Origin of the sequence: Crocosphaera sp. UHCC 0190 (genome assembly GCF_034932065.1) — a bacterium.
GTDB lineage: Bacteria > Cyanobacteriota > Cyanobacteriia > Cyanobacteriales > Microcystaceae > UHCC-0190.
The window spans coordinates 1-25,844 of record NZ_JAYGHP010000020.1 but is presented as its reverse complement, the minus strand read 5'-3'; the positions used below and the strand labels follow the sequence as shown (position 1 = coordinate 25,844).

Sequence of the window (25,844 nt, the reverse complement as noted above, 5' to 3'; positions counted from 1 at the left end):
TCCTTATTTTTGCTAATTAATCTTCGTACAATTCAATCGGTAATCCATCAGGATCTTGAAAAAATGTAAATCTTTTTTCTGTCAATTCATCCCGTCTAATAGGTTCAACGACTATTCCCTTACTGGTCAATTCGTCTACCATTTTATCTAACTCGTTTACCCTTAACGCTAAATGTCTTAAGCCACAAGCTTCAGGATAACTCATTCTAGCAGGTGGATTAAGAAAATAAAATAATTCAATATAATCATTTTCTCCTAATCTTAAATCAAGTTTATAAGAGTTTCTCTCTGTTCTAAAGGTTTCTCGAATGAGAGAACATCCCAAAATTTCTAGATAGAATTGTTTGGATTGTTCGTAATTAGAACAAATAATGGCAACGTGATGAAATCCTTGAACATTCATACTGTTGTTAGTATAATCGTTTTTGGCTTTTGAGAGACTATTTATCAATAATATTTATTTTAAAAACAGTCTCCGATAGCTGACATTTTTCCATCATACCACTCCAACCGGAAACTTACCAGAAATAGCGATCAGGATGAATAGTCGTCTGACGGTTATTAGCATTATATTCTAATAGATATTGGTGAGCGATCGCATCTTGTTCTTGGAGTTGTTTTAACTCCTTTTCCCTAATTTCCGTATCTGTGGATAAGAGAATAACTTGTTCAGAAGCAGTGGGGAAATAACGTTCAACTAAATTATTACGATGAGATGAATCTAGTCTACCTAAAGGAGTATCAATCGCAATGGGTAAATTCCGTCCTGACACCCTCGCTAAACCCCACAAAAAAGCAATAGATAAGAGTTGTTTCTCTCCTGCAGATAAGCGATGTTTGGGTACAGTATTTCCGTTAGGATCATAAAGAGAAAGACCAAAATTATGGGTGTCGATTGCAACCCGATGAACCAAATCAGACTTATGTAATAAATAACGGAAACATTCAGTGACTTCCCCTTCTAGTTTATTAAGCTTTTTCAGGGTTAATCGTTCCTTAAACAATTGTAGGGTATTTTGCACCTTAGCAGCAGATTGAATAATATGTTCATTATTTTGTTTATCTATCGCTTCATCAGTATAACTTTTCAGTTCTTTTCTCGTCATTGAAATTGCTTTATCTGCTTCTCTAACTCGTCTTTCTGCGGTATTATAATCTGATTGAATTTTACCCACTTCTTTTTGTGTTGCGGTGAGTGCATCACTGAGTTTTTGATAATCTTCTGGGGAAGCAGCAACCTGTAATTTGCGTTCATTATTATCTAAATTAATTTCTAAGTTTTGGAGATTTTTCAGGTATTTTTGAGCATTATCTAATTGTAGGGGTAATTGATGGTCTAATAGGGTGTTAAGTTGAGTCAATTCGTCTTCAGTAATTCCCAATATCAAAGATATATCGACTTGAGATGCTTGATTAAGGGTTTCATATTCTTGGTCTAAAAATGTTTGTATTTTCTCTAATTTATCTTGGCTGAGTTTTAGAGTTTCTAAATAAGAAAGCAGTTTTTGATCGCGCTGTTGTAAAACCGTTTTAGCGATGGTTGCTTGTTGTTGTTTGATTTCCGCAGAACCTTGATCTTTTGCTTGGTTTAGTAAAGGGGAAATTAATGCTAAGGGTAAATTCGTTGTTGCTAAACTTACCATCTCATCGCGTTGCTGTTGTATTTTCTCTTTTAACTCATCAATGGTTGTTTTTAAAGAACTACTTTCCGATGCTATTTTTCCCCCTTCAATCCGAAATCTTTCTGATGCTTCTTTAAACTTAGTTTGTGCGCGTTTTAATTGATTATCCACAGATGAGTGTTCTTGTTTAGCATCTTCTAATTCTTGCTGATAGTGATTTAATTTATTTTCAATTTCTTCAATGGTTTTTAGTTGAGATTGACTGGCTAAGTTTTTGCGTTTACGACCGACTAAAACTTCTAAATCTACTGCTAATCTTTCCACTAATTCTAATCCTAACAAAGATTGAATTGCCTCAATAACAGAAGGAGGTGGGGTTTCCTGTTCTGCTAATTCTTTGACCTGTTCTCCATCAAATAAAAATAAGTTAGAAATACCCAAAGGGAGTAAAGTTTCAATATATTCATCCCAGGTATCTGCTAATGCTTTATCTGGCCAATCTGTATCAAGAATTCCTAAGATATCTTTACCATCTTTGGGTTGTTTATCCCAAGAACGAACAATTCTTAATTCCTTCCATTCATCATCAATAAAATGCTCAAATGCTAATTCGATGCGAGTTTTTTCTCCTAGGGGGGTTTGGTTATTAATTGCTTGAATCAAAAAATCAGTATAACTTAAACTATTACGAGTAGAACATTGGGCCCGTTGTCCATATAATGCGAGACGAATAGCATCCATGAGGGTTGTTTTACCTCCTCCGTTCATTCCCCCAATAAGGATAATCGGACGGGAAGTACCGTCAGTTTTGGTGCGAAGGTTAATAACATTTTTACCCGCGTAGGGGCCAAAGTTTATGAGAACTAATTCAGTGAATAACATTAGGGGATGACGTTACCAAATAATTTGTAGTTGAGGGTAAAGTTAGGGAGAATATTCTCACCAGAAAGGGTTTGAGGTGAGGTTAACATTTCTTTAGGTTGAGTTTGACGATAAATTTCGACTTGATATGTTTTTAGGTTAATTAACCAACCCAGTTTAACCCCATTTTCTTGATATTCTTGCATTTTTATTTGAGTCTCTTTGAGGGCGTCACTGGGAGAGAGTAACTCTAATACAAAGTCAGGAGAAATGGGAGGAAATTTTTCTTTTTGGTTTGGGGTTAAATTATCCCATCTTTCTTGTCTTATCCAAGCAATATCTGGGGAACGGTTGGCCCCATTGGGAAGTTTAAAGCAGGTAGAAGAATCAAACAATTTGCCTAATTTGTATTGTCGGTTCCAGAAACCAAATTCAATGAGAAGTTCTGCATTAACATTTCCGGTTTCTCCTCCTGTGGGAGACATAATGATGATTTCTCCTTGTCTATTGCGTTCAAATTTTAGATCGGGGTTACGACGACAAAGTTGATAGAAGGTTTCGTCTGTAAGTTGTCCGACTGCATCAAGATTTAGGGAATAATTGATCATAGATATATCTTACTTATGAATTATCAGGTTGCTGACCAAATTTAATCTTTCCCCAGGAGAGTTGTTTATTTGGGGATGTTTCTTCGGGGTTTAAGGTCTTTTTGAGTTCTTCTTTTACCTGGGAGATGTCAATTTCTTCTTGTGCAATGGCATTTTTTAAGTTACGTTTTAGGTGTGCATTTTTAATCGCATCATCCTGGGAACGGGAACTCGTATCAAAGCATTTTTCCAGGTCGCCATAGATACCAATACGACGAGATTTAGTGTAAAATTGTCTCTCAGTATCAAGAAGTCTGGCCATTAATTCTAAGTGCATAGCATCTTCCCCACACAACTCAGATAAAATGTCCCATTCATCACTTCCTAATAAACTGTGTCCGACTCCGGGACGACTATCAGTAAAAGGTTCTCCGGTGACTTCTTCATAAATGCGGGGTAAACTATCATCAAATTCGTGTTTTTCTTCTAACCATATCCGTCGAATTTCACTTAATTCTTCTTGGGTAATAAGGGTGATGTCTTTCATGTCATCTGGTGCATTTTGACGTACTTGTACTTGTGCTTCTAATACTCGTCTTAACCAATGTTCTCGCCAATATTTAGTATAGGGGCCAGGCACAGGTTCAATTTTGTCCGTGCCAAATAATTCTACTTTTCCATAGATTCGTCTAAAGTCTCTTTTATCTCGATCATTTTTAATATCCAATTCATTACGAATATCTAATAATGGTTGTAACCATTCTTTTTCTTCATCATTTTGGATCATTGCTTCCATTGATTTATCTTTATTTACCATTGTGCAAACCCAACAACCCAAACGGGAATCTCCACAACTAGGAGTAGATGTGTCAACAACTAAAGGGCATTCATTATCAGCAGTTGCACCCCGATACAAAGTAAATAAATCTTTATTATCTCCCCCCCAAGGATTTTCCCATTGCATTAAATACAACCAAACTTCATCTGTTTTCCAGTCTTCAATGGGGCTATAAACAAGAGAATTAGGTAAATGAGCATTTGGGCTAAGACGCTCTCTTAACCTTCCGGCTTCATGCTTTTTCATTGTTTCTGCTCGTTTAATACTTTCCGCTTTACGAGTCCCTAAAATAACGATTGTTTCACCATGCGCTCTAATCATGTTACGGATGAAATAGTTAACAGGTTGGATTTTCATGCGATCCGTACACCAGCGAAATCCAGGGCGAGGCGCAGGATAGCCTTTACCCATTAAACACACCCAAAAAGTAGCTTCAGACAAAGGATGTAGTAAATGGGGCCTAATAGGCATTTTTTGTGATTGTGCCGCTTCTTTAAGTTGTGTTGAGCATTTACGAACCCATGCTGAAACAATTGGGTTTTCTACTAAAGTATCAGTTGTGATTACATGAATGGTTTTATGACGCTTTTCGGTGGGTAATGCTGCGATCGCATTCCAAATTAGTTGTAAAACTGCTGTACTATCTTTACCTCCCGAATATCCAATCACAAACGGAATGTCATCAGCACAATATAACTCTTGAATTTCTGCTGTTAACTTCTGTATATCTTCAACTAATTCCGTAACAGTACGAGGGGGAAAGAGGGTTGTCTGTATATCTGTCATACCCAAAAGTCAGTAGTTTCCTGGATTCCTAAGAGTTTAGCGTGTGATTATGATAGAAGGGTAAGTATTTTCCCAATAATCTAGTCTACTATCATATATGTTTGACTCAATGCCTCACCATAACGAAATTAGCCAACATCTCAATCAGGCCTTAGAATCTTACCTCTCTAAGTTTTACCGTGAAAAATGTTATCTTGGGTTAAGGTTTAGTCAGGGCAAACGAACTATGATTCAAATTAATGTACCTGCCCACGACTTACCTATTTTACTACAAACAAAACATTCTGAAAATAATGATCCTGATTCTGGCAAAAATCGCCCAGAAGTTCAGGGCCATGCAGAAGAAGTTAAGCAATATATTTTAAAGCGCGTTAAACAGAATAAACCCTGGATTTTAGGAACACTTACAGCCAATATTGATCCCCATCCCGATAAAATTCAATTGATAGACTTAGCGAGAGGACTTTGTTTAGTAGTCATTCAGCGCGGGGTAAAATTAGATATTACTGATGGACAACATCGAAAACGGGCAATTCATGAACTGATTGAAAGTGCCGACGGCGAATTAATTGGAGATAATGACTTTCCCATTACCTTAGTCTTAGAAAAAGATTTTAATCAGTGTCAAATGGATTTTCGAGACATGGCCCAAAGTAGGGTATTAGATAAGTCATTATTATTGTCTTTTGGAGAATTTGAGGGACTTATTGGTATTATGAAAACCGTACAGGAAAAAGTATCAATGTTTCGAGATAAAACCGAAGCAATAAAAAAATCTCCTTCTACGAAAGATAAACTAATTTATACTAGAAATTATATCGCAAAAATGGTTAGTTGCGCTTTTGTAAATAACTCAAACTCAGAACTAGAAGACTGGGATGTAGAAGCATCATCTAATGCTTTAATTAGTTGCTTAAATCAATTTTTCTCGGAATGCGAACAGACTAGATATATTTTTGAAACTGAAGTAGCAGAATTAACTATTGAAAAAGTCGCAAATTTCAAAGAAGATTGTGTTTTAGGACGTAGTGTAGGTTTAGAAGTATTAGGGCGTTTACTCTACTTTACTTATGACAAAGAAAATGGTTATTTCGATAGTTCTAAAGTGTCTCAATTAGCACAATTAGATTGGTCAGTGAGTAGTAAAGTTTGGGAAAATAATATTATTAGAGTTGATCCTAATCCGAAAAATCCTTCAAAACCAAATAAAATTTCTGCAACTATGGGAAGTGTCAACAGTGCAGTTGAGCAAGTTAAAATTCATTTAGGATGGATACAGCCTCATCCTCATCAATATCAATTTTATTCCTAAGTTACAGCAAGAACTTTCACCCCATTGCCAAGTTTTCTATTTTAGTGAACAACAGGGAAGGCTGTTAAATCCATCTTAATTAAACAAAAAATTATGAACTATTGAGTAATTACTGTCTCCCACTCCCTCAATAAACCCTCTATCCCATCCTCTGTAATATCAGATAAATTTAATTCTTGTAACTTATCTTGCCAATTATGAGGATAATGTGTTAATAAAAAGCGTCCGATTTCACCCAAAGCGAATAATAGCTTATCCATTGGTTTATCGTATTCCCCAACCGCTAAATATTGACCAACTTGCTGCCAATAAGACAAAGCAAAAACTAATTTTTCTTCTTTATTTGTAATAGGAATATCCCTTAATAATTCAACCGTTGCCTGATATAAATGATATAAAGTAAACAACTTATCAGAAGTTTTAGGAATTCTATCCCCTTCCAAATAGGTATAACTGTTAAAAAAAGCCACATCTTTAACGACTGTTTGAACCATCAAAGCAATGGGATCTCGACTATCGTAAAGAAGGGTTAAGGTAGCAGGTAACTGTATTCCCCAACGATTGAGATCAATAAACATTTGTTGCGATCGCCTTAACCCAGTATCAATATACAAAATCAGGGGAATGGTTTCATAACGCAACCCTGGACTTTCCCCCATGGCCACCTCTAAGGCAACCCGTCGATGTAACCCGTCATGAATGGTTAACCGTCCCTCCATCGGAATGCGTAACCGTCCTATTTTGCGAAACTCTGCCACCTCTCCCAATGCTTCAAAAGTCGTATCAGCATCAATACTGGCAGTAATGGCAGAAAACACATAATCTTGGGGATTTTCCAGGATATAACGGGCAATTTTCTTAATTCGTCCCTTATTTATTCGTCGCTGACTGAGGGTAGGAAGGGTTAAACTATTCTCAGCTAAGGGAAACAGCTTAGGCAAAATACCCAAGGGACACATCGATACATAATACTCCCGTTTCCCCTGAATACCGCGAATAACGGGCAAAACATACTCAAAACCGACCATCACAAAATGCAGATCTAAGACAGTTATATTGTAATTTAAAACTGCCATGTAGTTTTTAAAAACTTATACAAGGTTTGAGTTTCGGATTTTCAACCCTGTAGGGGTAAACGGCCGTTTACCCCTACATAACCTGGTTTCGTCCTTCAACCCAACCTACAGAAAAAAGTTTGATAAAATGCCATGAGTGATGAGTGTAAACTAAGCTAATTCTGAGAAGTTGCTAAATGTATGAAAAAGTTACCTATGGGCCCGTTAGTTAACCGTTTTGGAATGTGGGGAGTTCCCCTAATTTCTGCGATCGCAGTTCCCATGGCCCTTATCCATTGGCAACCCTCAGACACTACCGCAGATCTAGAAACCAAGGCCCCCCCATTACCTCCCTTAAGCCAACTGCAACCCCCTCCCGTCCCCAAACCCCCCGTCAATGACCCCTCATTGACCCTAAAACAGCCCCATCCTAAGCTTCAGTCTCCTCAACCTCAAACCTCCCCAAAACCCCCCTCACCCCAGCCTAAAGCCTCTCCTAAACCCCCGTCCCCCAAACCCAAAGCGGCGACTAAACCCCCATCTCCACCCCAACCCCTGGCCCCGGCCCCCGCTGACTATCAACCCCCACCCTTAGAGATCAGGGTGGCAATTTTACGGGATGAACCCATGACCACCCTTGGGACTTCTGGCCAGGCTATTATTACCGATAGAGATGGGAGACAAGTCAAAACCCTTGCTGGTAGTCAAGGATGGAACGTACAACCCGACGGGGCCGCGTTATCAGTTGGGGGAAATTCTGTACCTGGGGTGGTGTGGGTACAACCAACCCAAGGCAGTTTAATCTATGTAGGCGATCGCTGGTATCGGGGGAAAATTTTGCTGGTATCTCAAGGAAATAGCCTCTTAGTGGTCAATTATGTGGACTTAGAGCATTATTTATACAGTGTAGTAGGCAGTGAAATGCACGCCAATGCACCCACAGAAGCATTAAAGGCCCAAGCGATCGCTGCCCGTTCCTATGCCTTAGTTCATATGATCCGCCCCGCTAGTTCTTGGTACGATTTAGGCAATACCCAACGTTGGCAGGTGTATAAGGGTTTAAATAGTGAATATAATACGGGTCATCAGGCGGTACAGGAAACTATGGGACAAATTTTGAGTTATAAAGGGGGAGTTGTCGAGTCCCTTTATGCGTCAACAGATGATATTGTAGCCCGGGCCCATGGGGGAAGGGGAATGAGTCAAACAGGGGCCTATGAATTGGCTAAACAAGGGTATGATTATCAACAAATTTTAGAGAATTATTATCCAGGAGTAGGGTTAGCGAGATTGGTGTTACAGAATTGATAGGTTTAGTCTTTTTTTACAAAACAATATCGTTAGTAAAATAATAATAACGATAAGATCTATAATATGGAAGTCGTCTATCCCTTACAAGGAATTGAATTTGAATGGGATGCCAAAAAAGCTCAAGTTAATCTGGAGAAACATGGCGTAACATTTGAAGAAGCAGCCGAGGCATTTTTCGATCCATTTTATCAAACAGGAGACGCTACAGTCAGTGGTGAAATAAGAGAATTTATTCTCGGTTATTCTCTAGCTTATCGTATTTTATTTATCGTTTATGTAGAAAGAAATCAACGAACGCGCATTATTTCTGCTCGTCCAGCCACTCCTAGGGAGAAAAAACAATATGAACAAGACTAATGAAGAAACTATTCTTAATATTAAATCCCGTCCCTCAGAAAGTGTATCGATTGCCATTCCGAAAGATACTTTAGAATCCCTTAAAAAGATAGCAGATAATCAGGATATGTCTTTAGAAGCTCTATTAAAATTTTACATTGGAAAAGGGTTACGTCAAGACTTAGCAAAATTATCCTCTGATGCAGAAACAAACGTTTATCATTATTGAAGTTAAATTCTGTTTAATTGTGTGATTATCTCCTAATCACTAACATCTGATTGCCTCCTTTTTGTAACTCATATTCAACTTTAATAATAGATACATCATATTCCATTTGTTGAAACTCATGAATAATCGGATCAAGATGGGGAGAAATCTCTAACATCAAAGTTAATAAAGGAAAAATTCTCACCTCTGAACTCACCCGAAGCATTTCTTGAATTGATTCAAGATGAAACTTCAAATCATAATGATCTGAATACAAAAATAGAAAATGAGAACATAACGCTAAGTCAAAATTATTATCATTAAATGACAGATTTGGCAAGATATCTAAACAATATCTTTGACTTTTTTTACCTAAATCATAATCAGCTAAAAATTCCTGAAGTACCTTAAGCCGATTTTTCCGTAAATTATCAGGAGAGTGATGATAAGACCAAACCCAATCATTGGGGGTTGCTTTTACCTGTTCAATAATATTATCGATAACAGTATTAAATCGCTGTTCAATTTCCTCTCCTGTAAACTGATAAATGGGATCAATAGAAGTAATAGAAACCCATTGTTTTGTGCCTTCTGCATTAAAACTAGCTGGCCCATCAGCCACCCCTAAAATTGTTTTTTTTAGATCAGCAGCAGACAGATTAAACATTTTGATATATTCATCAAACGACCGACCAAACGGAACCACATTTTCTAATTGCATCACCATAACATTACCTTCAACCAAAATTAATCAAACTCTGTTCCCCCATCACTCCCTTATCCCGTTAAAATGCTAAGCTTAAGCTTAAGATTCTCGAAATATTTGAGCGTATGAATCCTGAGTCAACGACTTCCCCACCTAACCCCAACCCATCACCACCAAAACCCTACTCCCAAGTCCACATAAAACGGGCCGGAAAGAAACTCCTGTTAATCTTGCCCGACACAGAACCCAAAGATGTCAATAAAGACTGGGTAGAACTGCTACAGGACTTAAAATACTGCTTAAACCATCATAAAGGAACCTGGACTCCAGGCACAGCCGTTCATCTCTTAGTAGAAAACCGCTTACTCGATAGCCGACAATTTCACCATATTGGAGAAGCGTTAGAGTCTGCTGAACTAAAATTAACCCGTGTCTTTACCAGTCGTCGTCAAACTGCCATCACCGCAGCAACGGCCGGCTATTCTGTCGAACAAGAAGCCCCCAAACGAGAGCTTTTATTTACAGAACAACCCACCCCAACCAACTTAACCGAACCCTTACACCTCAAAACCACCGTCCGTTCTGGGGTAGCTATTCGTCATCCAGGAACTATTATTATTCAAGGAGATGTCAACCCAGGAGGTGAAATTATCGCCGATGGGGATATTATAATTTGGGGATGTTTACGGGGAATTGCTCATGCCGGGGCTAAAGGCAACCCAGAATGTTGTATTATGGCTCTCCGAATGCAACCCACCCAATTACGCATTGCCGATGCGGTGGCCCGGCCCCCGTCAGAAAACCCAGACATGATTGGGCCAGAAGTGGCTTATATTACGTCTGAAGGAATTCGCTTAAAGTCTGCCCTGAATTTTAGTAAAACCCATATTTTTACCCCAAGGGAAAAAGGATGGACAGAAAAATTAGCAGCAAATCCTGGTTAACATTAAATTCTAGTTTGATAATTGAGTTTTAAATTATGAGTCGTGTTATTGTTATTACCTCCGGTAAAGGAGGGGTTGGCAAAACTACTATTACAGCAAATTTAGGGTCGGCAATCGCCCGTTTAGGCTTCAAGATTGCTCTGATTGATGCTGACTTTGGCCTAAGAAATTTAGATTTACTCCTGGGACTAGAACAACGGGTTGTTTATACGGCTATTGATGTTTTGTCCGGGGAATGTACCATTGAAAAGGCCTTGGTTAAAGATAAACGGCAACCCAATTTAGTGCTGTTACCTGCGGCCCAAAATCGTACTAAAGAAGCTATTAGTCCCGAAGAAATGAAGCAATTGGTGTCCCAATTAGATAAACAGTTTGATTTTATCTTTATTGATAGTCCTGCGGGGATTGAAATGGGTTTCCGTAATGCCATTGCGCCGGCCCAAGAAGCGATTATTGTGACGACTCCTGAAATGGCGGCTGTACGGGATGCGGATCGAATTGTGGGGTTATTAGAAAGCGAAGATATTAAACAAATTCACTTAATTGTTAACCGCATCAAACCTAAAATGATTCAGCTAAATCAGATGATTAGTGTGGAAGATATTTTAGATTTATTGGTAGTGCCTTTAATTGGCATTGTTCCTGATGATGAACGGATTATTGTTTCTACCAACCGAGGGGAACCTTTAGTGTTAGAAGAAACTCCTTCTCTGCCAGCGATCGCTTTTAATAATATTGCCCAACGATTAGATGGCAAAAAAATTCCTTTCTTAGATTTAATGGCCGCTGATGATAACTTATTCAATCGTTTTCGCCGCCGTTTTTTCGGTAATTAACCCCTTTTTTTCATTGAGTTAACCTAATGATTCTTGAATTACTTGAAAAATTATTCCCCTGGAAAAGTTCCCCAAAAAGTGGGGAAGATGCAAAACGCCGTCTTAAGTTTATCATTGCTCATGATCGGGTGGGACTTGATCCGGAAATGGTCGAAGCGATGCGTCAAGATATTCTAACAGTCGTCAGTCGTTATGTGGATATTGATCCTGATGAGATGGAATTTTCTTTAGAAAGCGATCAACGAATGACTGCTTTAATTGCTAATTTACCCATTCGTCGGGTTAAACCAGAAAAAGTCACGCCTCCTAAGTCTTTGAGTACGGAGTAATTTGGATGACAGCCTAGAAGACTATGTTATCGATAGTTCGTCGGAGTAATTCATCAATTACTCCGACAGATGGAGTCTGTGAGTAAGTCCTGATGAACTTATCCTTGGGAATTTAACCATCCAGCACTTAAAACGATAGTCAAAGCAATAAAAACCGTGCTGAGAGTCCAAGTGACTTGGTTTAAGGTCTTTTCAGCACTCTTAGCTGACGTAAATAATTGCGCTTGTCCCCCAATACCCCCCAACCCGTCCCCTTTGGGACTATGTAAGAGGATGAGAATGACTAACAAAGCGGCGGAGACTGTCCAAATAATCTGAATAAGTTGCGGTAAGGTCATTAGTTTCTTAAAGGCTTATGATTGGTTAACGAGAAATGCGAACAGGGGTACGATTCGTTTTGATTTCCACCTGGGCAGGTTGAATCAGCGATCGCCCTGTCATTTCTACTGGCTGTGGTAATTGTAAAATCTGGAGGATGGTTGGGGCAACATCAGCTAATTTTCCATCGTCCCTTAATTCAACCATACCGCCATGACCAGGAATTTTGCGCCCTTCTCCCTCGACTAAAATAAAGGGGACAGGATTAGTGGTATGGGCTGTCCAGATGTTCCCCTCTTCATCTCTCATGGTTTCTGCATTGCCATGATCAGCAGTAATAAGGGCAGTTCCCCCCATTTTACTAATACTAGACAATAATCGCCCTAAACAATTATCGACGGTTTCAATGGCTTGCACTGCCGCTTCTGTGTTGCCTGTATGACCTACCATATCAGGGTTGGCATAATTCATGACGATCAGGGAATAAACACCTTTTTCGATGGCTTTACAAGCGACATCTGTCACTGCTTCTGCGGACATTGCTGGAGCCTGATCATAAGTCGCTACCATGGGACTTTGAATCAGTTCTCGATCTTCTCCTTCAAGGGGTTTTTCTAAACCCCCATTGAAGAAATAGGTCACATGGGGATATTTTTCGGTTTCGGCGGTGCGAAATTGTTTCAACCCATGACGAGAGACAACTTCTCCTAAAATATTGTCGAGGTTTTGGGGTTCAAAGGCAACCTTAACGGGTAGACGAGGATCGTATTGGGTAAAGGTGACAAAATCTAAAGGTTGGATTAATTCTCGCGGAAATCCTTCAAAACTGGGCATGGTAAGGGCTGAACAGATTTCTCTGGCCCGATCAGGTCGAAAATTAAAGAAAATGACCCCATCTCCCGCTTCTATCGCCCCTGGTGCAATACGGGTGGGGGGAATAAATTCGTCGGTTTTATCTTGAGTATAAAAATCTTGTATAACTTCAATGGCAGAACGTCCATCACCAACGCCGTTTTCAGTGATCAGATCATAGGCTTTTTGTACCCGATCCCAACGATTATCCCGATCCATTGCATAATAACGGCCACTGACGGTGGCAATGCGTCCAATCCCGATTTTTTTAATATGCTCAGCAATTTTGGCGATCGCCTTTACCCCATCGGTGGTGTTGGTATCTCGGCCATCGGTAATAGCATGAACACAAACATCTGTGATATTTTGTTGTTTAGCTAAATTGAGGAGTCCTAATAGGTGATCGATATGAGAATGCACGCCCCCTTCTGAACATAAGCCAATGAGATGGAGTTTTCCTTTGCTAGAACGCACTTCTTCACAAATTTCCACTAACTTGGGATTTTCGTAAATTGACCCATCTTCAACGGCATCGGAAATTCTGACTAATTCTTGGGGGACAATACGACCAGAACCTAGGTTGAGGTGTCCAACTTCTGAGTTGCCCATTTGACCTTGGGGAAGCCCCACATCTTTGCCCGCTGTCCGAATTAAGGTTCGGGGATAGGTCGTCCAAAGGCAGTCCATCACCGGAGTCTGGGCCATCGCAATGGCGTTATCTTCGGTTGATTGACGATAACCCCAGCCATCTAGAATTACTAGCACCACGGGAGAGACAGGTGCTTGTGCCATGATTGTTCACCTATTAATTCAGTTTACATCTGTATGAATAATAACATTATCTGCTCTCAAGTATCCAATTCTCATGTTTTCTTGACAACATTCTTTTTTTGTAAATATACTTATCTTATCAATAACAACTGCTTACTGAAATAATCAGTATTGAGAACAAATCATCTTAATTATCTTTTTATATTCACAATTTCTGATTATAATTATTAAAGAATTCTCGGATGACAATGCCCCAGTTTACATCCCTTGAACAAGCCCTTAAGTATTTTTTTGGTTACGATAAGTTTCGTCCTGGTCAGTCTAAAATCATTACGGAAGCCATTGAAAATCGAGATTTATTAGTAATTATGCCCACGGGAGGGGGCAAGTCTTTATGTTTTCAGCTTCCCGCTTTATTGAAACCTGGGTTAACTGTGGTGGTTTCCCCGTTAATTGCCTTGATGCAAGATCAAGTTGATGCTTTATTAGATAATGGTATCGGTGCCACTTTCTTGAATAGTACCTTAAATTGGGAAGAATTACAATCAAGAGAAAAAGCCATTGTCAGTGGAAAAATTAAGTTACTTTATGTGGCACCAGAACGATTATTAAATGAAAAATTTATCCCCTTTCTAGATTTTTTGGCTACTAAAATTGGGATTTCTGCTTTTGCTATTGACGAGGCCCACTGTGTATCAGAATGGGGTCATGATTTTCGTCCTGAATATCGACAATTAAAGCAGCTAAGAAACCGTTATCCTCAAGTTCCCATGTTGGCCTTAACTGCTACGGCAACTAAACGGGTAAGAGAGGATATTATTAAACAGTTAGAACTCAAAAATCCGACGGTACATCTGGCTAGTTTTGATCGTCCTAATTTATATTATGAAGTTCAACCAAAATCCAAAAGAAGTTATCAACAATTATTGAGTTATATTCGCACTCAAAAAGGCTCTGGAATTATTTATTGTTTAAGCCGTAAAAATGTTGATATGATTGCCTCACGCTTACAACAAGATGGTATTGATGCCTTACCTTATCATGCAGGAATGTATGATGATGAAAGGTCAATTAATCAAACCAGATTTATTCGGGATGATGTCAGAATTATTGTAGCAACTATTGCCTTTGGAATGGGTATTAATAAACCCGATGTTCGCTTTGTGGTTCATTATGATTTACCCCGTAATTTAGAAGGTTATTATCAAGAATCTGGTCGAGCAGGAAGGGATGGAGAACCGGCAAATTGTGTTTTATTTTTGAGTTTTGGCGATCTCAAAAAGATTGAATTTATAATTGATCAAAAATCAGAACCACAAGAACAAAAAGTTGCTCGTCAACAGTTACGTCAAGTCGTAGATTATGCAGAAGGCACTGAGTGTAGAAGAAGCATTGTTTTAAGATATTTTGGTCAGAAATTTAGTGGAAATTGTGATAATTGTGATAATTGTAAAAACCCTAAACCTGTAGAAGATTGGACAATTGAAGCGCAAAAATTTCTCTCTTGTGTGGCCCGTTGTCAAGAAAGATTTGGGATGACTCATATTATTGATGTTTTAATGGGATCTAAAAAGAAAAAAATTGAACAATATGGCCATCATTTATTATCAACTTATGGCATTGGAAAAGACAGAAGTGTGGCAGAATGGAAGATGTTAGGACGTTCTTTAATTCATCAAGGTTTAGTCACTGAAACTACAGATGGCTTTCCTGTTTTAAAATTAAATAAGTATAGTTGGGAAATCTTTAGAAATGAACGAAAAGTTAACATAGCTGTCACAGAATCATTAACCACTAAAACCCTTGATGAATATAATCCTAGACAAGCTGAAAGTGATTTATTGTTGGATAAATTAAGACAGTTGAGAAAACATTTAGCAGATGTGCATAAAATTCCTCCTTATGTTATTTTCGCTGATTCTAGTTTACGTTTAATGACACAAATTAAACCCCAAACATTAGAATCATTTAAAAAGATTTCTGGAGTAACTGCATATAAAGCACAACAATATGGGGATAGTTTTGTCTCGGAAATTAGGGAATTTTGTCAACAACAAAGTTTACCCACACCCTTACCAAATCAGAGTAATATGATTACCTTACAATTGTATCAACAAGGGTTAACTATTCCAGAAATTGCTAAAAGTAGAAACTTAAAAGAATCAACCATCTATACCCATATTTCTGAATTAATAGAAATGCAGCAACCTATTGATATTGATCAGTTTATTTCAGAAGCGAAAAAAGCTATGATTATTAAATGTATAGAAACTATTGGAGATGGTGCATTAACTCCAATAAAAAATCATTTAGGAGATGATTATAGTTATAATGAAATTAAGTTAGTGAGAGGTTGGTATCGACGACAAAATAAATAAAATAATCTAATTATATGATTGATACAGGAAAATAAGAAAGGAAGGGTTTAAACCTTCCTCACACCGAACATTAACTTGATAATTAATGTTTCATTTATCCCTTGCGCTTACGGGTTAATACACCTAATGAACCTACTGCTAATAACCCTAAGACAGTCATCCACAAAATTGTACTGAACGTTCGTTATAGAGAAATTTTACTTTGGGAAAAGCGATCTCGCTTATTGGGTTGATTACTAACCGCGCTCAGGTTTGAAAGATAACATAAAAACAGTCCCCTGACTGCAACTAAAAGGGACATCTCGAAAAATATAACTAATTAGGAGTTTAACCCATGAGCGACCCTGTAACAGTCACCTACTCACTAGAAGAAGTCCTTAAGCGTATGGACGACAAACTAGATAAAATGAATGAACGTTTTGATAAGATAGATGAACGCTTGAATAAGATTGAGATAGAAGTAACGGAAGTTAAGACAGAACTAAAAGGAATGAATAAACGGTTAGATTCTCAAGAGTTTATCAATCGTTCCGTTGCTATTGGGGTTATTATCGCTTTAACCAGTGGGGTAATTAAGTTATTTTTCCCCAACTTCCTTAACCTACCCCATTAACTATTATAACTAATTAGGAGCTTAATCCATGAGCGACCCTGTAACAGTCACCTACTCACTAGAAGAAGTCCTTAAGCGTATAGAGGACAAACTAGACAAGATGGATGGAAGTTTGAATAAGATTGAGATAGAAGTAACAGAAGTTAAGACAGAACTAAAAGGAATTAATAAACGGTTAGATTCTCAAGAGTTTATTAATCGTTCCATTGCTATCGGGGTTATTGTTGCTTTAACCAGTGGTGTGATTAAGTTATTTTTCCCCAACTTCCCTAACCTACCCCATTAACTATTATAACTAATTAGGAGTTTAACCCATGAACGACCCTGTTACAGTCACCTACTCCTTAGAGGAAGTTCTAAAGCGCATTGAGGGTAAGCTAGACACCCTCCAAGAAGACGTAACGGATTTAAAAATAGGACAAGCTAGATTAGAGGAAAAAGTCGATGGTTTAGGGAAACGATTAGATAATCAAGAGTTTATTAATCGTGGTGTTTTGATTGGCTTAATCGTGGCTTTATTAGGAGGATTAGCTAAAATGTTGGGATTTATAGGAAATCCTTAATAAAATAGCCATGATAAACTTTTTCTGTCCCTAATTAGGAGTTTAACCCATGAAAGAATAAGCTCAAAAATGCCTAGACAAATATCCTTGACTGTAATTATCATTAAAAGATGACTCGGTAACTTCCCCCTAACTTATGTCTAATTCTATTATTAATCTCCAAACCGCCGAAAACCAGCAAATCTTAACTATTAAACCCCCAAAAACAGGACTATCCTTACAAGGAACCCTAAAAATACCTGGGGATAAGTCAATCTCTCATCGTGCTTTAATGTTAGGGGCGATCGCACAGGGACAAACCACCATCGAAGGATTATTATTAGGGGAAGATCCCCGCAGTACCGCCGAATGTTTTCGCGCTATGGGGGCAGAAATATCCCCCTTAAACAGCCAAAAAGTCACCGTACAAGGAATTGGCTTAGGTAAGCTACAAGAACCCCTAGACGTGCTAAATGCGGGCAATTCTGGCACCACCATCAGGCTAATGTTAGGCTTGTTAGCATCCCACCGAGATCGCTTTTTCTCTGTCACGGGTGATGCGTCTTTGCGATCGCGTCCCATGTCCCGTGTCATCAAACCATTACAACAAATGGGGGCGCAAATATGGGGGCGCAATAACAACAGTTTAGCCCCTTTAGCTATCCAAGGACAACCCCTTAAACCCATTCATTATCAGTCTCCCATTGCCTCGGCCCAGGTAAAATCCTGTATCTTATTAGCAGGACTGATGACAGAAGGCAAAACCACTGTTACCGAACCTGCCTTATCCCGTGACCACAGCGAACGGATGTTACAGGCATTTGGGGCTACCTTAGAAATTGATTCTAAAACCAATAGTGTAACAATTATTGGTGGCTCAACCCTAACAGGCCAAACCGTAATTGTTCCTGGGGATATTAGTTCGGCTGCTTTCTGGTTAGTGGCGGCTTCTATTGTTCCTGGGTCGGAATTATTAATAGAAAATGTCGGCATCAACCCAACAAGAATCGGGGTTTTAGAAGCCTTAGAAATGATGGGGGCAGATATTGCCTTAGAAAATAAACGGCTAGTTACAGGGGAACCTGTGGCTGATTTACGGGTCAAATCTTGTCAATTAAAAGGTTGTACCCTTGAAGGAGATATTATTCCCCGTCTCATTGATGAGGTTCCTATTTTAGCGGTTGCGGCGATTTTTGCCGAAGGAACAACTATCATTAAAGATGCAGCAGAATTGCGGGTAAAAGAAAGCGATCGCCTGGCAGTTATTGCCTCAGAATTAAACAAAATGGGAGCCAAAATTACCGAGTTACCTGATGGCTTAGAAATTACCGGAGGAACGGGTTTAAAAGGGGCTGAAGTTGATAGCTATACCGATCATCGTATTGCGATGAGTTTAGCGATCGCCAGCTTAAATGCCCAAGGAAAAACCACCATTCATCGGGCAGAAGCGGCTGCTATTTCTTACCCTGAATTTGTCGAAACTTTGCAGCAATTTCGTGGTTCTTTGTAAGAATTACTTACTAATAAAAAAAGGGATCAGTCCTTTTTTAACTGATCCCCTAGACTTTCTCATGAGCAAGATTTCACTGAATTGAGGCTGACTTACCAAAGATATATAATTGAAAAATATTGATCAACAAATTTCTTTTGCCATAGTTTTTTTAAGAGTTTCTAATCCTTTTTTGACCCGACGAGATACCGTTACTACACTAATTCCTAATTGTTCTGCTGTTTCTCTCTGGGTAAGATCTTTTAGGAAAACAAATTCAAGAATATTTCTGGTTTTTTCTTCTAATTGTTCTAATGCTTGTTGCAGACGTAATTGATCTTCTTGAGACAGTTGAAAACTACGATAATTTGTATCAGGAACCATATCTCCTAAACTGGTTTGTCCTTCTCCTTCATTACCGACTTTGACATCTAAACTAACGGGTTCCCTATTTTGAAAGGCCAGTTTAATTTCTTGCCATTCTTTTAAAGATATTTCTAATACTTGAGCAATTTCTGAATCTGTGGGTTGACGATTAAAACGTTCCCGAAATTCCTGCCGAACATTCATTGATTGTCTTCCCAATTCTAACCAACGTCTGGGAATACGAACTGTATATTTTTTGTCTCTTAAATAGTGTTGAATTTCGCCGCGAATATAAGGAATAGCAAAGGAACTAAAGGCATGACCTTTTTCAATACTAAACCTTTCAATAGCACGAATTAGCCCTAAACACCCGACTTGAAGCAAATCTTCATAACTTTCTGGACATTGGTTAACCCAGTGATGTGCTTCTTTGCGAACCAGTCCAAAATTGAGTTCTAAAATTTGATTACGTAGGTTGGTTTTTCCAGTTTTTTGATACTCACGAAATAAACCGAGGGTTTCAAGTTTTACGTTTTCTTTGGCTGGGGTATACATAGCAAATATGCACCGTATTACTGTTGTCTGCAACGAATCTTTGGGGAAGTACAAAGCGCATTTCTAAAATCATCGGGGTAGGTTTAAAGACCAATTAACAATAGTAGAAAACTACGCTTGACTATCCTTAGAGTAAGATGAAGCATGGGTTGTCAACAACGGAATATTTACGATAATTTAAGGATTCCTTTCACTGGAGTCTACTGAGTTGTACGGAGAGAAAGGGGTAAATACTTAAACAGATCTTAAGTAATAAGTCAATTTGTGAAGGGGATGGGGTTTGAGGGGTTCCCAACCCTCAACTTATCTTGATGGTTCAATTGTAAAGTTATTTTTCAATGACTTAGGGATCTAATTCGAGCAGGTGATATTGAACCCCTGTGTCAAAGATTCTCACGCCACCCCCTTCCGCGACAGTTTGCCGTAAAGCGGTGGGATCAGTAATGGTGACACCGGCTAAATAATTAATGCCAAAATCAGCTAATTCCTCTAACCAGGGAACCGTCGGCCCCATCAAGACTAAGGTAGCATTTCTAGATAATTCTACCAAGCGGGGAAAAGTTTTGTTAGGAATGGATGTGGCGGTTAAAAATACCCAGTCAGAGTCTGGTAGTAAATATTCGGAAGCAGGGGACGGAAAGTCTCCAGGGGCGGGGTTGAGTTCAATAACATGAATAGTCATGGCTTGTTCGTACTTAGTTAACCCTGGATAGCGGCCAATGACTGAGACTCGTTTTCCTTGAAGTTGGGGGAGAAAATACTCAAAAACCGATAAATTAGCTGATGTTGCCGGAGGAAGGGCGATCGCTTGTGGAGGTAAGGGAGAGTTAGTATTAATTATGGAATTGATCGCGGCCATAGCGATAGTTGCTTGATAACTATCCCATGATCGCAACCATAATGCTAATTCTTGAACAGGTTTATTGACTAAGGTTCCTGACCAAGATAGGGTACGGGTAGGAATAGCGGGACTCATACATAAACCCATGCCTTGCGCTTTACAAAGTGTCCAGGTTAACCCGATGATAATTTCTTCAATAGGGGTATTTGTTTGGCCATAGTCGATTAATAAGTCGTAAATTTCTTTGGGGTTGATCATTGTTTAATTTCTTGTGTAGGGTGGGTTTAGTCATGATATCTTAGGCAACCAAGGTGTTAATTGATTAACCACCTTAACCCACCAAGAGGAAGACCTAGGCTTACTGATAACTATATTACATCATTAACATTGACGATTGATGGATAGTCTCAACCCAAAAACTGTTATATTAATTAATATTGGTGTAAACAAATACCAATTGATGAGTGCAATTTATTCTAATTTTTATGAACACTCCCATTACAATCATTGGAGCAGGCCCGGCGGGATTATTACTGGCCCATTATCTTTTACGTCGGGGTCATTATCAAATTGAGATTTATGAAAGTCGGCCAGATCCCCGTTTATCGACTCATGATGATCAAAGAACTTTCCCCTTAGCAATCCAGGCACGGGGCAGAAAAGCTTTATCAAAAATTGATAATTTAGAAGAAAAAATCTGTCAAAAAGGCACTTTTTGTCAGGGGACATTGGTCCATCAGAAGAAGGGTAAAAGTCGCTTGATACCCCGTAGCAATTCTATTTTAACGATTGATCGCTCTGTACTTTCTCTGGTCTTATTAGAAAACTTAGTTAAAGCTGATAATCAAACAAGATTAAAGATTCATTTTGATCATCGATGTACACAAATCAAATCTCAAGAAAAAACCCTTTTTTTTCAAACAAATAATCATGAAGAAATCAAGGTAAATTATAATATTCTTATTGGAGCAGATGGAGCAAATTCCCTAGTTAGAGACTGTTTTCTGGAAAACTCATCTTTTAACTGTCAAAAAAATTATGTTTCTGATGTTTATAAATCAATCTATCTACCTTTAAATCTTCCAGAAAAATCATTATTTTTAGATAAGGATAAATTTCATAGTATTCGTTTAACGGAAAATATGCGGATGTTGCTAGTACCTCAAGGAGAGAATAATCTCAATGGTGTGGTTATTTTTAAGCAAGAATCTAATCCTTTTAAAAACTCAAAAAAACCGTCAGATATCCTCAAGTTTTTGCAGGAAAATGCTGGGATAATCGGTCAATTAATAGATATAGAAGAAGTAGAATCTTTAATGAAACGTCCTATTTCTCAAGTTGTAACAATTCAATGTAATCAATTTCATCAAGGGGATAGTATTCTAATATTAGGAGATGCAGCCCATGCGGTTTCTCCTTCCTTGGGACAGGGATGTAATTCAGCTTTAGAAGATGCCATGATTATCGATCAATTATTAGATAAATATCAAGATAATTGGGGCAAAGTTATGGCAGAATTTACTATACAAAGAGTGCCTGATGCTGATGCTTTACAAGAACTTTCTAACTTTACCTTTCCTAGTAAAAAATCTCTATTATTTGAATATTTTTTACGTTTAAGACTTTCTCGTCTCTTACGTCAATGGTTCCCTGATAAGTTTTCTCCTCCCATCTTTGAATTAGTCGCAGAAACAAACTTATCTTATGCTGACATTTTACAGCGTCATCAGGGATGGATTAAGAAAGTGAAACAGTTTCAATAGTGTGAAATCGAGAAAGACAGAAAATCTTTAGATTATCCCCCCCTAGGGGAAGGTATCTTATACTAAGAGTGAGAGTGTTTTTTCCAGATACCCGCCCAGGGACAGAACACGATCACCAATCAGATCAAGATATTGTTGAGGTTAAAATAGTGGTTGCGACTCCCGAAAAACAACACCAACACCCCCTAGAAGGAAAGAATGCCAGCGATCGCGTTGCGGTATTATTAATGGGATATGGCGAGGTAGAAAGTTATGAAGATTTTGCTAATTATAATGAACAAGCATTAAATTTATTAACGGCAAAATTTGCCCCCGTCCCCACCTGGGTTTATCCCCCATTGGCTAAATTATTGGCGGTTTTTGACCTTCATGAATGGCAACATCAACACGATCATTTTATCTCTCCTCATAACCATATTTTTGAACATCAAAGAGCCTCTGTTGAAGAAAAATTAAAAGAGAAATGGGGTGATCGCATTCAAGTTTTTAAAGCATTTAACTTTTGTAAACCCTTCTTACCCGATCAAGTTTTAACGGAAATTAAGGCCCAAGGATTTGATAAATTATTAATCTATCCGTTGTTGGTTGTTGATTCAATTTTTACCAGTGGTATTGCTGTTGAACAAGTAAATAAAGCTTTAGAATCATTAAGCGAAGGTTCAGAACATTGGTTAAAAGGATTACGTTATATTCCTTCCTTTTATAATGAACCGGCTTACCTCGATTTAATCGGCAAATTAGTAGAAGCAAAAATCGCTCAAGATTTAGGGGAAAAATACCTTCCTTCTCAAATTGGTATTGTTTTATTAAATCATGGTTGTCCCCATGAGGCAAAGGGTTTCACCTCTGGAATTGACGAAAGTCAGATTCTATATGAATTAGTCAGAGAACGATTAATTAATCGTTATCCCTTAATTTCTGTGGGTTGGTTAAACCATCAAACCCCCTTAATTAAGTGGACACAACCCAATGCAGAATTAGCCGCTAGAAACCTCATAGAATTAGGGGCAAAAGCCATTATTTTTATGCCCATTGGGTTTGCCACAGAAAACCATGAAACTCTCCTAGATGTCGAACACATTGCCCATAATTTGCATTATAAGTATTCCGATGTTACCTATGTGCAAATGCCCTGCGTTAACGATAATCCTGAATTTTGTCAAATGGTAGCAGAATGGGCAGATTCCCACATTGCTGAATTATTATCGGCAGAAGCTTTAACAGTAAATCCTGCTTTAGCAGTGGGGAATTTAGATGTTAATCATCATCATCATGATCACGATCATGGACATCATCACCCTCATTAAACCCTAAAATAATCAGGTGGGCAATGCTCACCTGATTACTAATTATGAGTGTAGATTATTTTAATCCCTAAGTATTTCTCACCATTCAACATTTTTAATCATTAACATCAGAAAAATCTAATAAATCTTAAGATATTACTCCAAATAAGTATTCTTTGATACATAGCCCCCAAAAATTGCTATTTTTGAAATATAAATTACACCCATTGTTTCCCAAAACTCTTATAATAAGAAATGTTATAAGAATGTAATATATTGCAATCTTCGTCCTATTACGGCACTGCCCATGGTTGTCTCAATATCAACTAAGCCATCCTCTCAAGATACTCAAACCCTAAAAACGGTTTGGTCAACCCTCCATGCTGAGAGTTGTCCTTATGAGTACAATTTTCATATGCACACTATTTATTCTGATGGAAAACTTACCCCAGAAGAACTGATAAAACAGGCAACAGATATTGGACTAAAGGGGATGGCCATTACCGATCACCATTCTACGAAAGGTTATCAAATCGCGCAAAATTGGATTAAGGAAACGTCACAACAACAACCTCATCAACTCTTTCCTCATCTCTGGACAGGAATTGAAATTACATCCCGTTTGCTCGATGTAGAAGTTCACATCTTAGGGTATGGGTTTACCCCTGAACATCCCCTGATGGAACCCTATCAACAAGGAGACTCTCCCACAGGAACCCTAGCATTAGGGAGTGTTGTCATTAATGCTATTCAAAAAGCTGGAGGAATGGCAGTATTGGCCCATCCTGAACGTTATTCTCGTTCTGCTAAAGAACTGATTCCCCTAGCAGCAACTCTAGGAATTGATGGAGTGGAAACATTTTATGCTTATGGCAACTCTAAACCCTGGAAAACCAGTCCAAAACAAACGGAAACTGTTTCAAGTTTAAGTAACCTTTATGGACTCTATCGAACCTGCGGAACTGATAGTCACGGGGTTAGTTTATTACAGCGTATCTAATTGCTTAATCAACTAAAGTTTAAGTACCTAAACAAAATTAAAGGACGGGGCTTTAAACCCAAATTTTCGGTAAGGTGGGTATTGCCCACCCGACAATTAACGAAATAAATTAGGGTTTAATGTCCGAGAATTAGACGGACGAGAGTTAGAATTAGTAGGGGTTTTCTCTAATTTTGCCCCAGTTCCCCCATCTGCCGCATCTAAGAAAGGACGTAAATTGATACCATTAGCTCTAGGTTGGGAAGGTTTGCCAATTTGAGGGATTTTACCATTGAATAATTGACCTAAAGGGTTGTTGATAGAACTACCTCCGGTAAAAGCATTCACTCCTTGACTATATTGTCCATCTTCAGCAGAGACTAAGGTTTGGAAAATTTGGTCACGAGTAATTTCTGGATTCTTTCCAGGGGGAACAGTTAAAACAATACGACAACGGGGATCTGTTTGGGTAGTAACGCAGATGGTATCGTAATTATTTTCTCGTCCTGTCCTCAATTCTAATAAACCGTCTGGGCGATACATCTCCAAACGGCGACTAATTTCATAACAACGCCTTTCTGCTGTCCAACCATCTCCTAGATTACTCGGAATTGCCCAAGGATAGGGTTGACTTTCTTGACTTTGGGGACGGTACATCACTTTATATCTTCCCCCGTTCATTTGACATTCAAAACGAGTGTCTGCTGAACTGGTATTGACGGGTGGGGGGGGTGAACTTTGAGAGTTGGTATCGATAATAATATCATTAGGGGATTGTTGAGCGACATTATAATTTTGAAATAGTTGGTAAAGAGGGTTAGCATTTGCCCCTGACTGGTATGTAAGCATCCCTAAACCTAAAGTCAACCCTGTTGCTTTTATTAAAGATTTAATTGCTGTTGTTGTGGTTTTCATGGTGTTTCTTTCCCCAAAATCAATGTTTGCTATCAAAGCCTTAGCTATCAACTCTCATCACTTTAACGGTTATTTTGAATAGGTTGATGCTCAAAAGTGACAGTTTCTTCAGTGAACAATTTATTTATCTAAATTTCTACTTTTTTCTACTTATGTAGACTTATATATGATGATTATAGTTCCCTTTGCTGAGCAAGGGTCTGAGATTATTAATCTAATTATTCATCCGAAAAACTCGAATAGAATTATCGAAGTCCTAGAGCTTGATAATACTGGTTAAGCTCGTCTATCATCACATTTATTTTCAGAAAGATACCATAAGTAGACACACAAAATTAATTACACAGATCAAACAAAATAATATAAACTATAAACTGTAGTTTAAAATCAGAAAGTTTATGCGATTTATTAGAGAATTAAATACAGAAACAAGAAAACTTCTAGA

General features: G+C 38.3%; 27 protein-coding genes. 15 read left to right on the top strand and 12 right to left on the bottom strand.

What is annotated here, in order from left to right:
- Positions 1-16: 16 nt before the first annotated feature.
- The 4 genes from VB715_RS20005 to dndC form a co-directional block, all read right to left on the bottom strand.
- Positions 17-403: a VOC family protein gene (locus VB715_RS20005; RefSeq protein WP_323302962.1), complete on the bottom strand. Its 387-nt coding sequence runs from the start codon at positions 401-403 to the stop codon at positions 17-19.
- 115 nt (positions 404-518) lie between these two features.
- On the bottom strand, positions 519-2,504 hold the full coding sequence (dndD, locus tag VB715_RS20000; protein WP_323302961.1) for a DNA sulfur modification protein DndD: 1,986 nt from the start codon (positions 2,502-2,504) through the stop codon (positions 519-521).
- Positions 2,504-3,091, bottom strand: coding sequence for a Uma2 family endonuclease (locus tag VB715_RS19995; protein WP_323302960.1), 588 nt, complete (start codon positions 3,089-3,091; stop codon positions 2,504-2,506). The genes dndD and VB715_RS19995 overlap by 1 nt, the downstream gene beginning before the upstream one ends.
- A gap of 13 nt (positions 3,092-3,104) precedes the next feature.
- Entirely contained in the window at positions 3,105-4,694 is a 1,590-nt protein-coding gene (gene dndC / locus VB715_RS19990) for a DNA phosphorothioation system sulfurtransferase DndC (protein ID WP_323302959.1), read from the bottom strand.
- Positions 4,695-4,803: 109 nt separating this feature from the next.
- Between dndC and VB715_RS19985 the strand changes: the two genes are divergently transcribed.
- Positions 4,804-6,006 (top strand): DNA sulfur modification protein DndB, encoded by a 1,203-nt coding sequence (locus VB715_RS19985; RefSeq protein WP_323302958.1) that lies wholly within the window; start codon positions 4,804-4,806, stop codon positions 6,004-6,006.
- Positions 6,007-6,104: 98 nt separating this feature from the next.
- On the opposite strand, the gene VB715_RS19980 is transcribed toward VB715_RS19985, so the two are convergent.
- Positions 6,105-7,082: a DNA sulfur modification protein DndB gene (locus VB715_RS19980; RefSeq protein WP_323302957.1), complete on the bottom strand. Its 978-nt coding sequence runs from the start codon at positions 7,080-7,082 to the stop codon at positions 6,105-6,107.
- A 180-nt stretch (positions 7,083-7,262) separates the two neighbouring features.
- Between VB715_RS19980 and VB715_RS19975 the strand changes: the two genes are divergently transcribed.
- The 3 genes from VB715_RS19975 (at position 7,263) to VB715_RS19965 (ending at position 8,937) form a co-directional block, all read left to right on the top strand.
- Entirely contained in the window at positions 7,263-8,369 is a 1,107-nt protein-coding gene (locus VB715_RS19975) for a SpoIID/LytB domain-containing protein (RefSeq protein ID WP_323302956.1), read from the top strand.
- 66 nt (positions 8,370-8,435) lie between these two features.
- Positions 8,436-8,729, top strand: a complete 294-nt coding sequence (locus VB715_RS19970; RefSeq protein ID WP_323302955.1) for a BrnT family toxin — start codon at positions 8,436-8,438, stop codon at positions 8,727-8,729.
- Complete coding sequence (locus VB715_RS19965) at positions 8,716-8,937, top strand: hypothetical protein (RefSeq protein WP_323302954.1); 222 nt, start codon at positions 8,716-8,718, stop codon at positions 8,935-8,937. Before VB715_RS19970 ends, VB715_RS19965 begins: the two co-directional genes overlap by 14 nt.
- A gap of 25 nt (positions 8,938-8,962) precedes the next feature.
- On the opposite strand, the gene VB715_RS19960 is transcribed toward VB715_RS19965, so the two are convergent.
- The gene (locus tag VB715_RS19960; RefSeq protein ID WP_323302953.1) at positions 8,963-9,643 is read right to left on the bottom strand and encodes an SAM-dependent methyltransferase; all 681 of its coding nucleotides are present in this window, start codon (positions 9,641-9,643) and stop codon (positions 8,963-8,965) included.
- Between the two features lie 104 nt (positions 9,644-9,747).
- On the opposite strand from VB715_RS19960, the gene minC reads away from it, so the two are divergent.
- From minC to minE, 3 genes are read left to right on the top strand one after another with little or no spacing between them, the layout of a single operon-like run.
- On the top strand, positions 9,748-10,566 hold the full coding sequence (gene minC / locus VB715_RS19955; RefSeq protein ID WP_323302952.1) for a septum site-determining protein MinC: 819 nt from the start codon (positions 9,748-9,750) through the stop codon (positions 10,564-10,566).
- A 35-nt stretch (positions 10,567-10,601) separates the two neighbouring features.
- On the top strand, positions 10,602-11,402 hold the full coding sequence (gene minD, locus VB715_RS19950) for a septum site-determining protein MinD (RefSeq protein ID WP_323302951.1): 801 nt from the start codon (positions 10,602-10,604) through the stop codon (positions 11,400-11,402).
- Between the two features lie 26 nt (positions 11,403-11,428).
- On the top strand, positions 11,429-11,731 hold the full coding sequence (gene minE / locus VB715_RS19945) for a cell division topological specificity factor MinE (RefSeq protein ID WP_323302950.1): 303 nt from the start codon (positions 11,429-11,431) through the stop codon (positions 11,729-11,731).
- 98 nt (positions 11,732-11,829) lie between these two features.
- Here minE and secG read toward each other — a convergent pair whose 3' ends face one another.
- Both secG and gpmI read right to left on the bottom strand, forming a co-directional pair.
- Positions 11,830-12,069 carry a preprotein translocase subunit SecG gene (gene secG, locus VB715_RS19940; RefSeq protein ID WP_323302949.1) on the bottom strand — a complete coding sequence of 80 codons (240 nt, stop codon included), beginning with the start codon at positions 12,067-12,069 and terminating at the stop codon, positions 11,830-11,832.
- A 25-nt stretch (positions 12,070-12,094) separates the two neighbouring features.
- A complete protein-coding gene (gene gpmI, locus VB715_RS19935) occupies positions 12,095-13,693 on the bottom strand; it encodes a 2,3-bisphosphoglycerate-independent phosphoglycerate mutase (protein WP_323302948.1) in 1,599 nt (532 codons plus the stop codon).
- A gap of 227 nt (positions 13,694-13,920) precedes the next feature.
- Between gpmI and recQ the strand changes: the two genes are divergently transcribed.
- Complete coding sequence (gene recQ / locus VB715_RS19930; RefSeq protein WP_323302947.1) at positions 13,921-16,050, top strand: DNA helicase RecQ; 2,130 nt, start codon at positions 13,921-13,923, stop codon at positions 16,048-16,050.
- Between the two features lie 94 nt (positions 16,051-16,144).
- On the opposite strand, the gene VB715_RS21995 is transcribed toward recQ, so the two are convergent.
- Positions 16,145-16,210: an LPXTG cell wall anchor domain-containing protein gene (locus tag VB715_RS21995; RefSeq protein WP_416336963.1), complete on the bottom strand. Its 66-nt coding sequence runs from the start codon at positions 16,208-16,210 to the stop codon at positions 16,145-16,147.
- 174 nt (positions 16,211-16,384) lie between these two features.
- Here VB715_RS21995 and VB715_RS19925 point away from each other — a divergent pair, with 174 nt between their 5' ends.
- The 4 genes from VB715_RS19925 to aroA all read left to right on the top strand — a co-directional run bounded on the left by VB715_RS19925 (position 16,385) and on the right by aroA (position 18,715).
- Entirely contained in the window at positions 16,385-16,663 is a 279-nt protein-coding gene (locus VB715_RS19925) for a hypothetical protein (protein ID WP_323302946.1), read from the top strand.
- A gap of 28 nt (positions 16,664-16,691) precedes the next feature.
- Entirely contained in the window at positions 16,692-16,949 is a 258-nt protein-coding gene (locus VB715_RS19920; RefSeq protein WP_323302945.1) for a hypothetical protein, read from the top strand.
- 28 nt (positions 16,950-16,977) lie between these two features.
- A complete protein-coding gene (locus VB715_RS19915; protein WP_323289434.1) occupies positions 16,978-17,226 on the top strand; it encodes a hypothetical protein in 249 nt (82 codons plus the stop codon).
- Between the two features lie 136 nt (positions 17,227-17,362).
- Positions 17,363-18,715 carry a 3-phosphoshikimate 1-carboxyvinyltransferase gene (gene aroA / locus VB715_RS19910; RefSeq protein WP_323302944.1) on the top strand — a complete coding sequence of 451 codons (1,353 nt, stop codon included), beginning with the start codon at positions 17,363-17,365 and terminating at the stop codon, positions 18,713-18,715.
- Between the two features lie 123 nt (positions 18,716-18,838).
- Here the strand turns inward: aroA and VB715_RS19905 are convergent, their stop codons facing one another.
- Both VB715_RS19905 and VB715_RS19900 read right to left on the bottom strand, forming a co-directional pair.
- Positions 18,839-19,615, bottom strand: coding sequence for an RNA polymerase sigma factor SigF (locus tag VB715_RS19905; protein ID WP_323302943.1), 777 nt, complete (start codon positions 19,613-19,615; stop codon positions 18,839-18,841).
- 343 nt (positions 19,616-19,958) lie between these two features.
- Positions 19,959-20,714: a DUF364 domain-containing protein gene (locus tag VB715_RS19900; protein WP_323302942.1), complete on the bottom strand. Its 756-nt coding sequence runs from the start codon at positions 20,712-20,714 to the stop codon at positions 19,959-19,961.
- Between the two features lie 227 nt (positions 20,715-20,941).
- Between VB715_RS19900 and VB715_RS19895 the strand changes: the two genes are divergently transcribed.
- The 3 genes from VB715_RS19895 to VB715_RS19885 all read left to right on the top strand — a co-directional run bounded on the left by VB715_RS19895 (position 20,942) and on the right by VB715_RS19885 (position 24,505).
- Positions 20,942-22,219 carry an NAD(P)/FAD-dependent oxidoreductase gene (locus VB715_RS19895; RefSeq protein ID WP_323302941.1) on the top strand — a complete coding sequence of 426 codons (1,278 nt, stop codon included), beginning with the start codon at positions 20,942-20,944 and terminating at the stop codon, positions 22,217-22,219.
- A 149-nt stretch (positions 22,220-22,368) separates the two neighbouring features.
- Positions 22,369-23,526 (top strand): ferrochelatase, encoded by a 1,158-nt coding sequence (locus tag VB715_RS19890; protein WP_323302999.1) that lies wholly within the window; start codon positions 22,369-22,371, stop codon positions 23,524-23,526.
- Between the two features lie 286 nt (positions 23,527-23,812).
- Positions 23,813-24,505, top strand: coding sequence for a PHP domain-containing protein (locus tag VB715_RS19885; RefSeq protein WP_323302940.1), 693 nt, complete (start codon positions 23,813-23,815; stop codon positions 24,503-24,505).
- Between the two features lie 96 nt (positions 24,506-24,601).
- Here the strand turns inward: VB715_RS19885 and VB715_RS19880 are convergent, their stop codons facing one another.
- A complete protein-coding gene (locus VB715_RS19880) occupies positions 24,602-25,399 on the bottom strand; it encodes a COP23 domain-containing protein (protein WP_323302939.1) in 798 nt (265 codons plus the stop codon).
- Between the last annotated feature and the right edge of the window lie 445 nt (positions 25,400-25,844).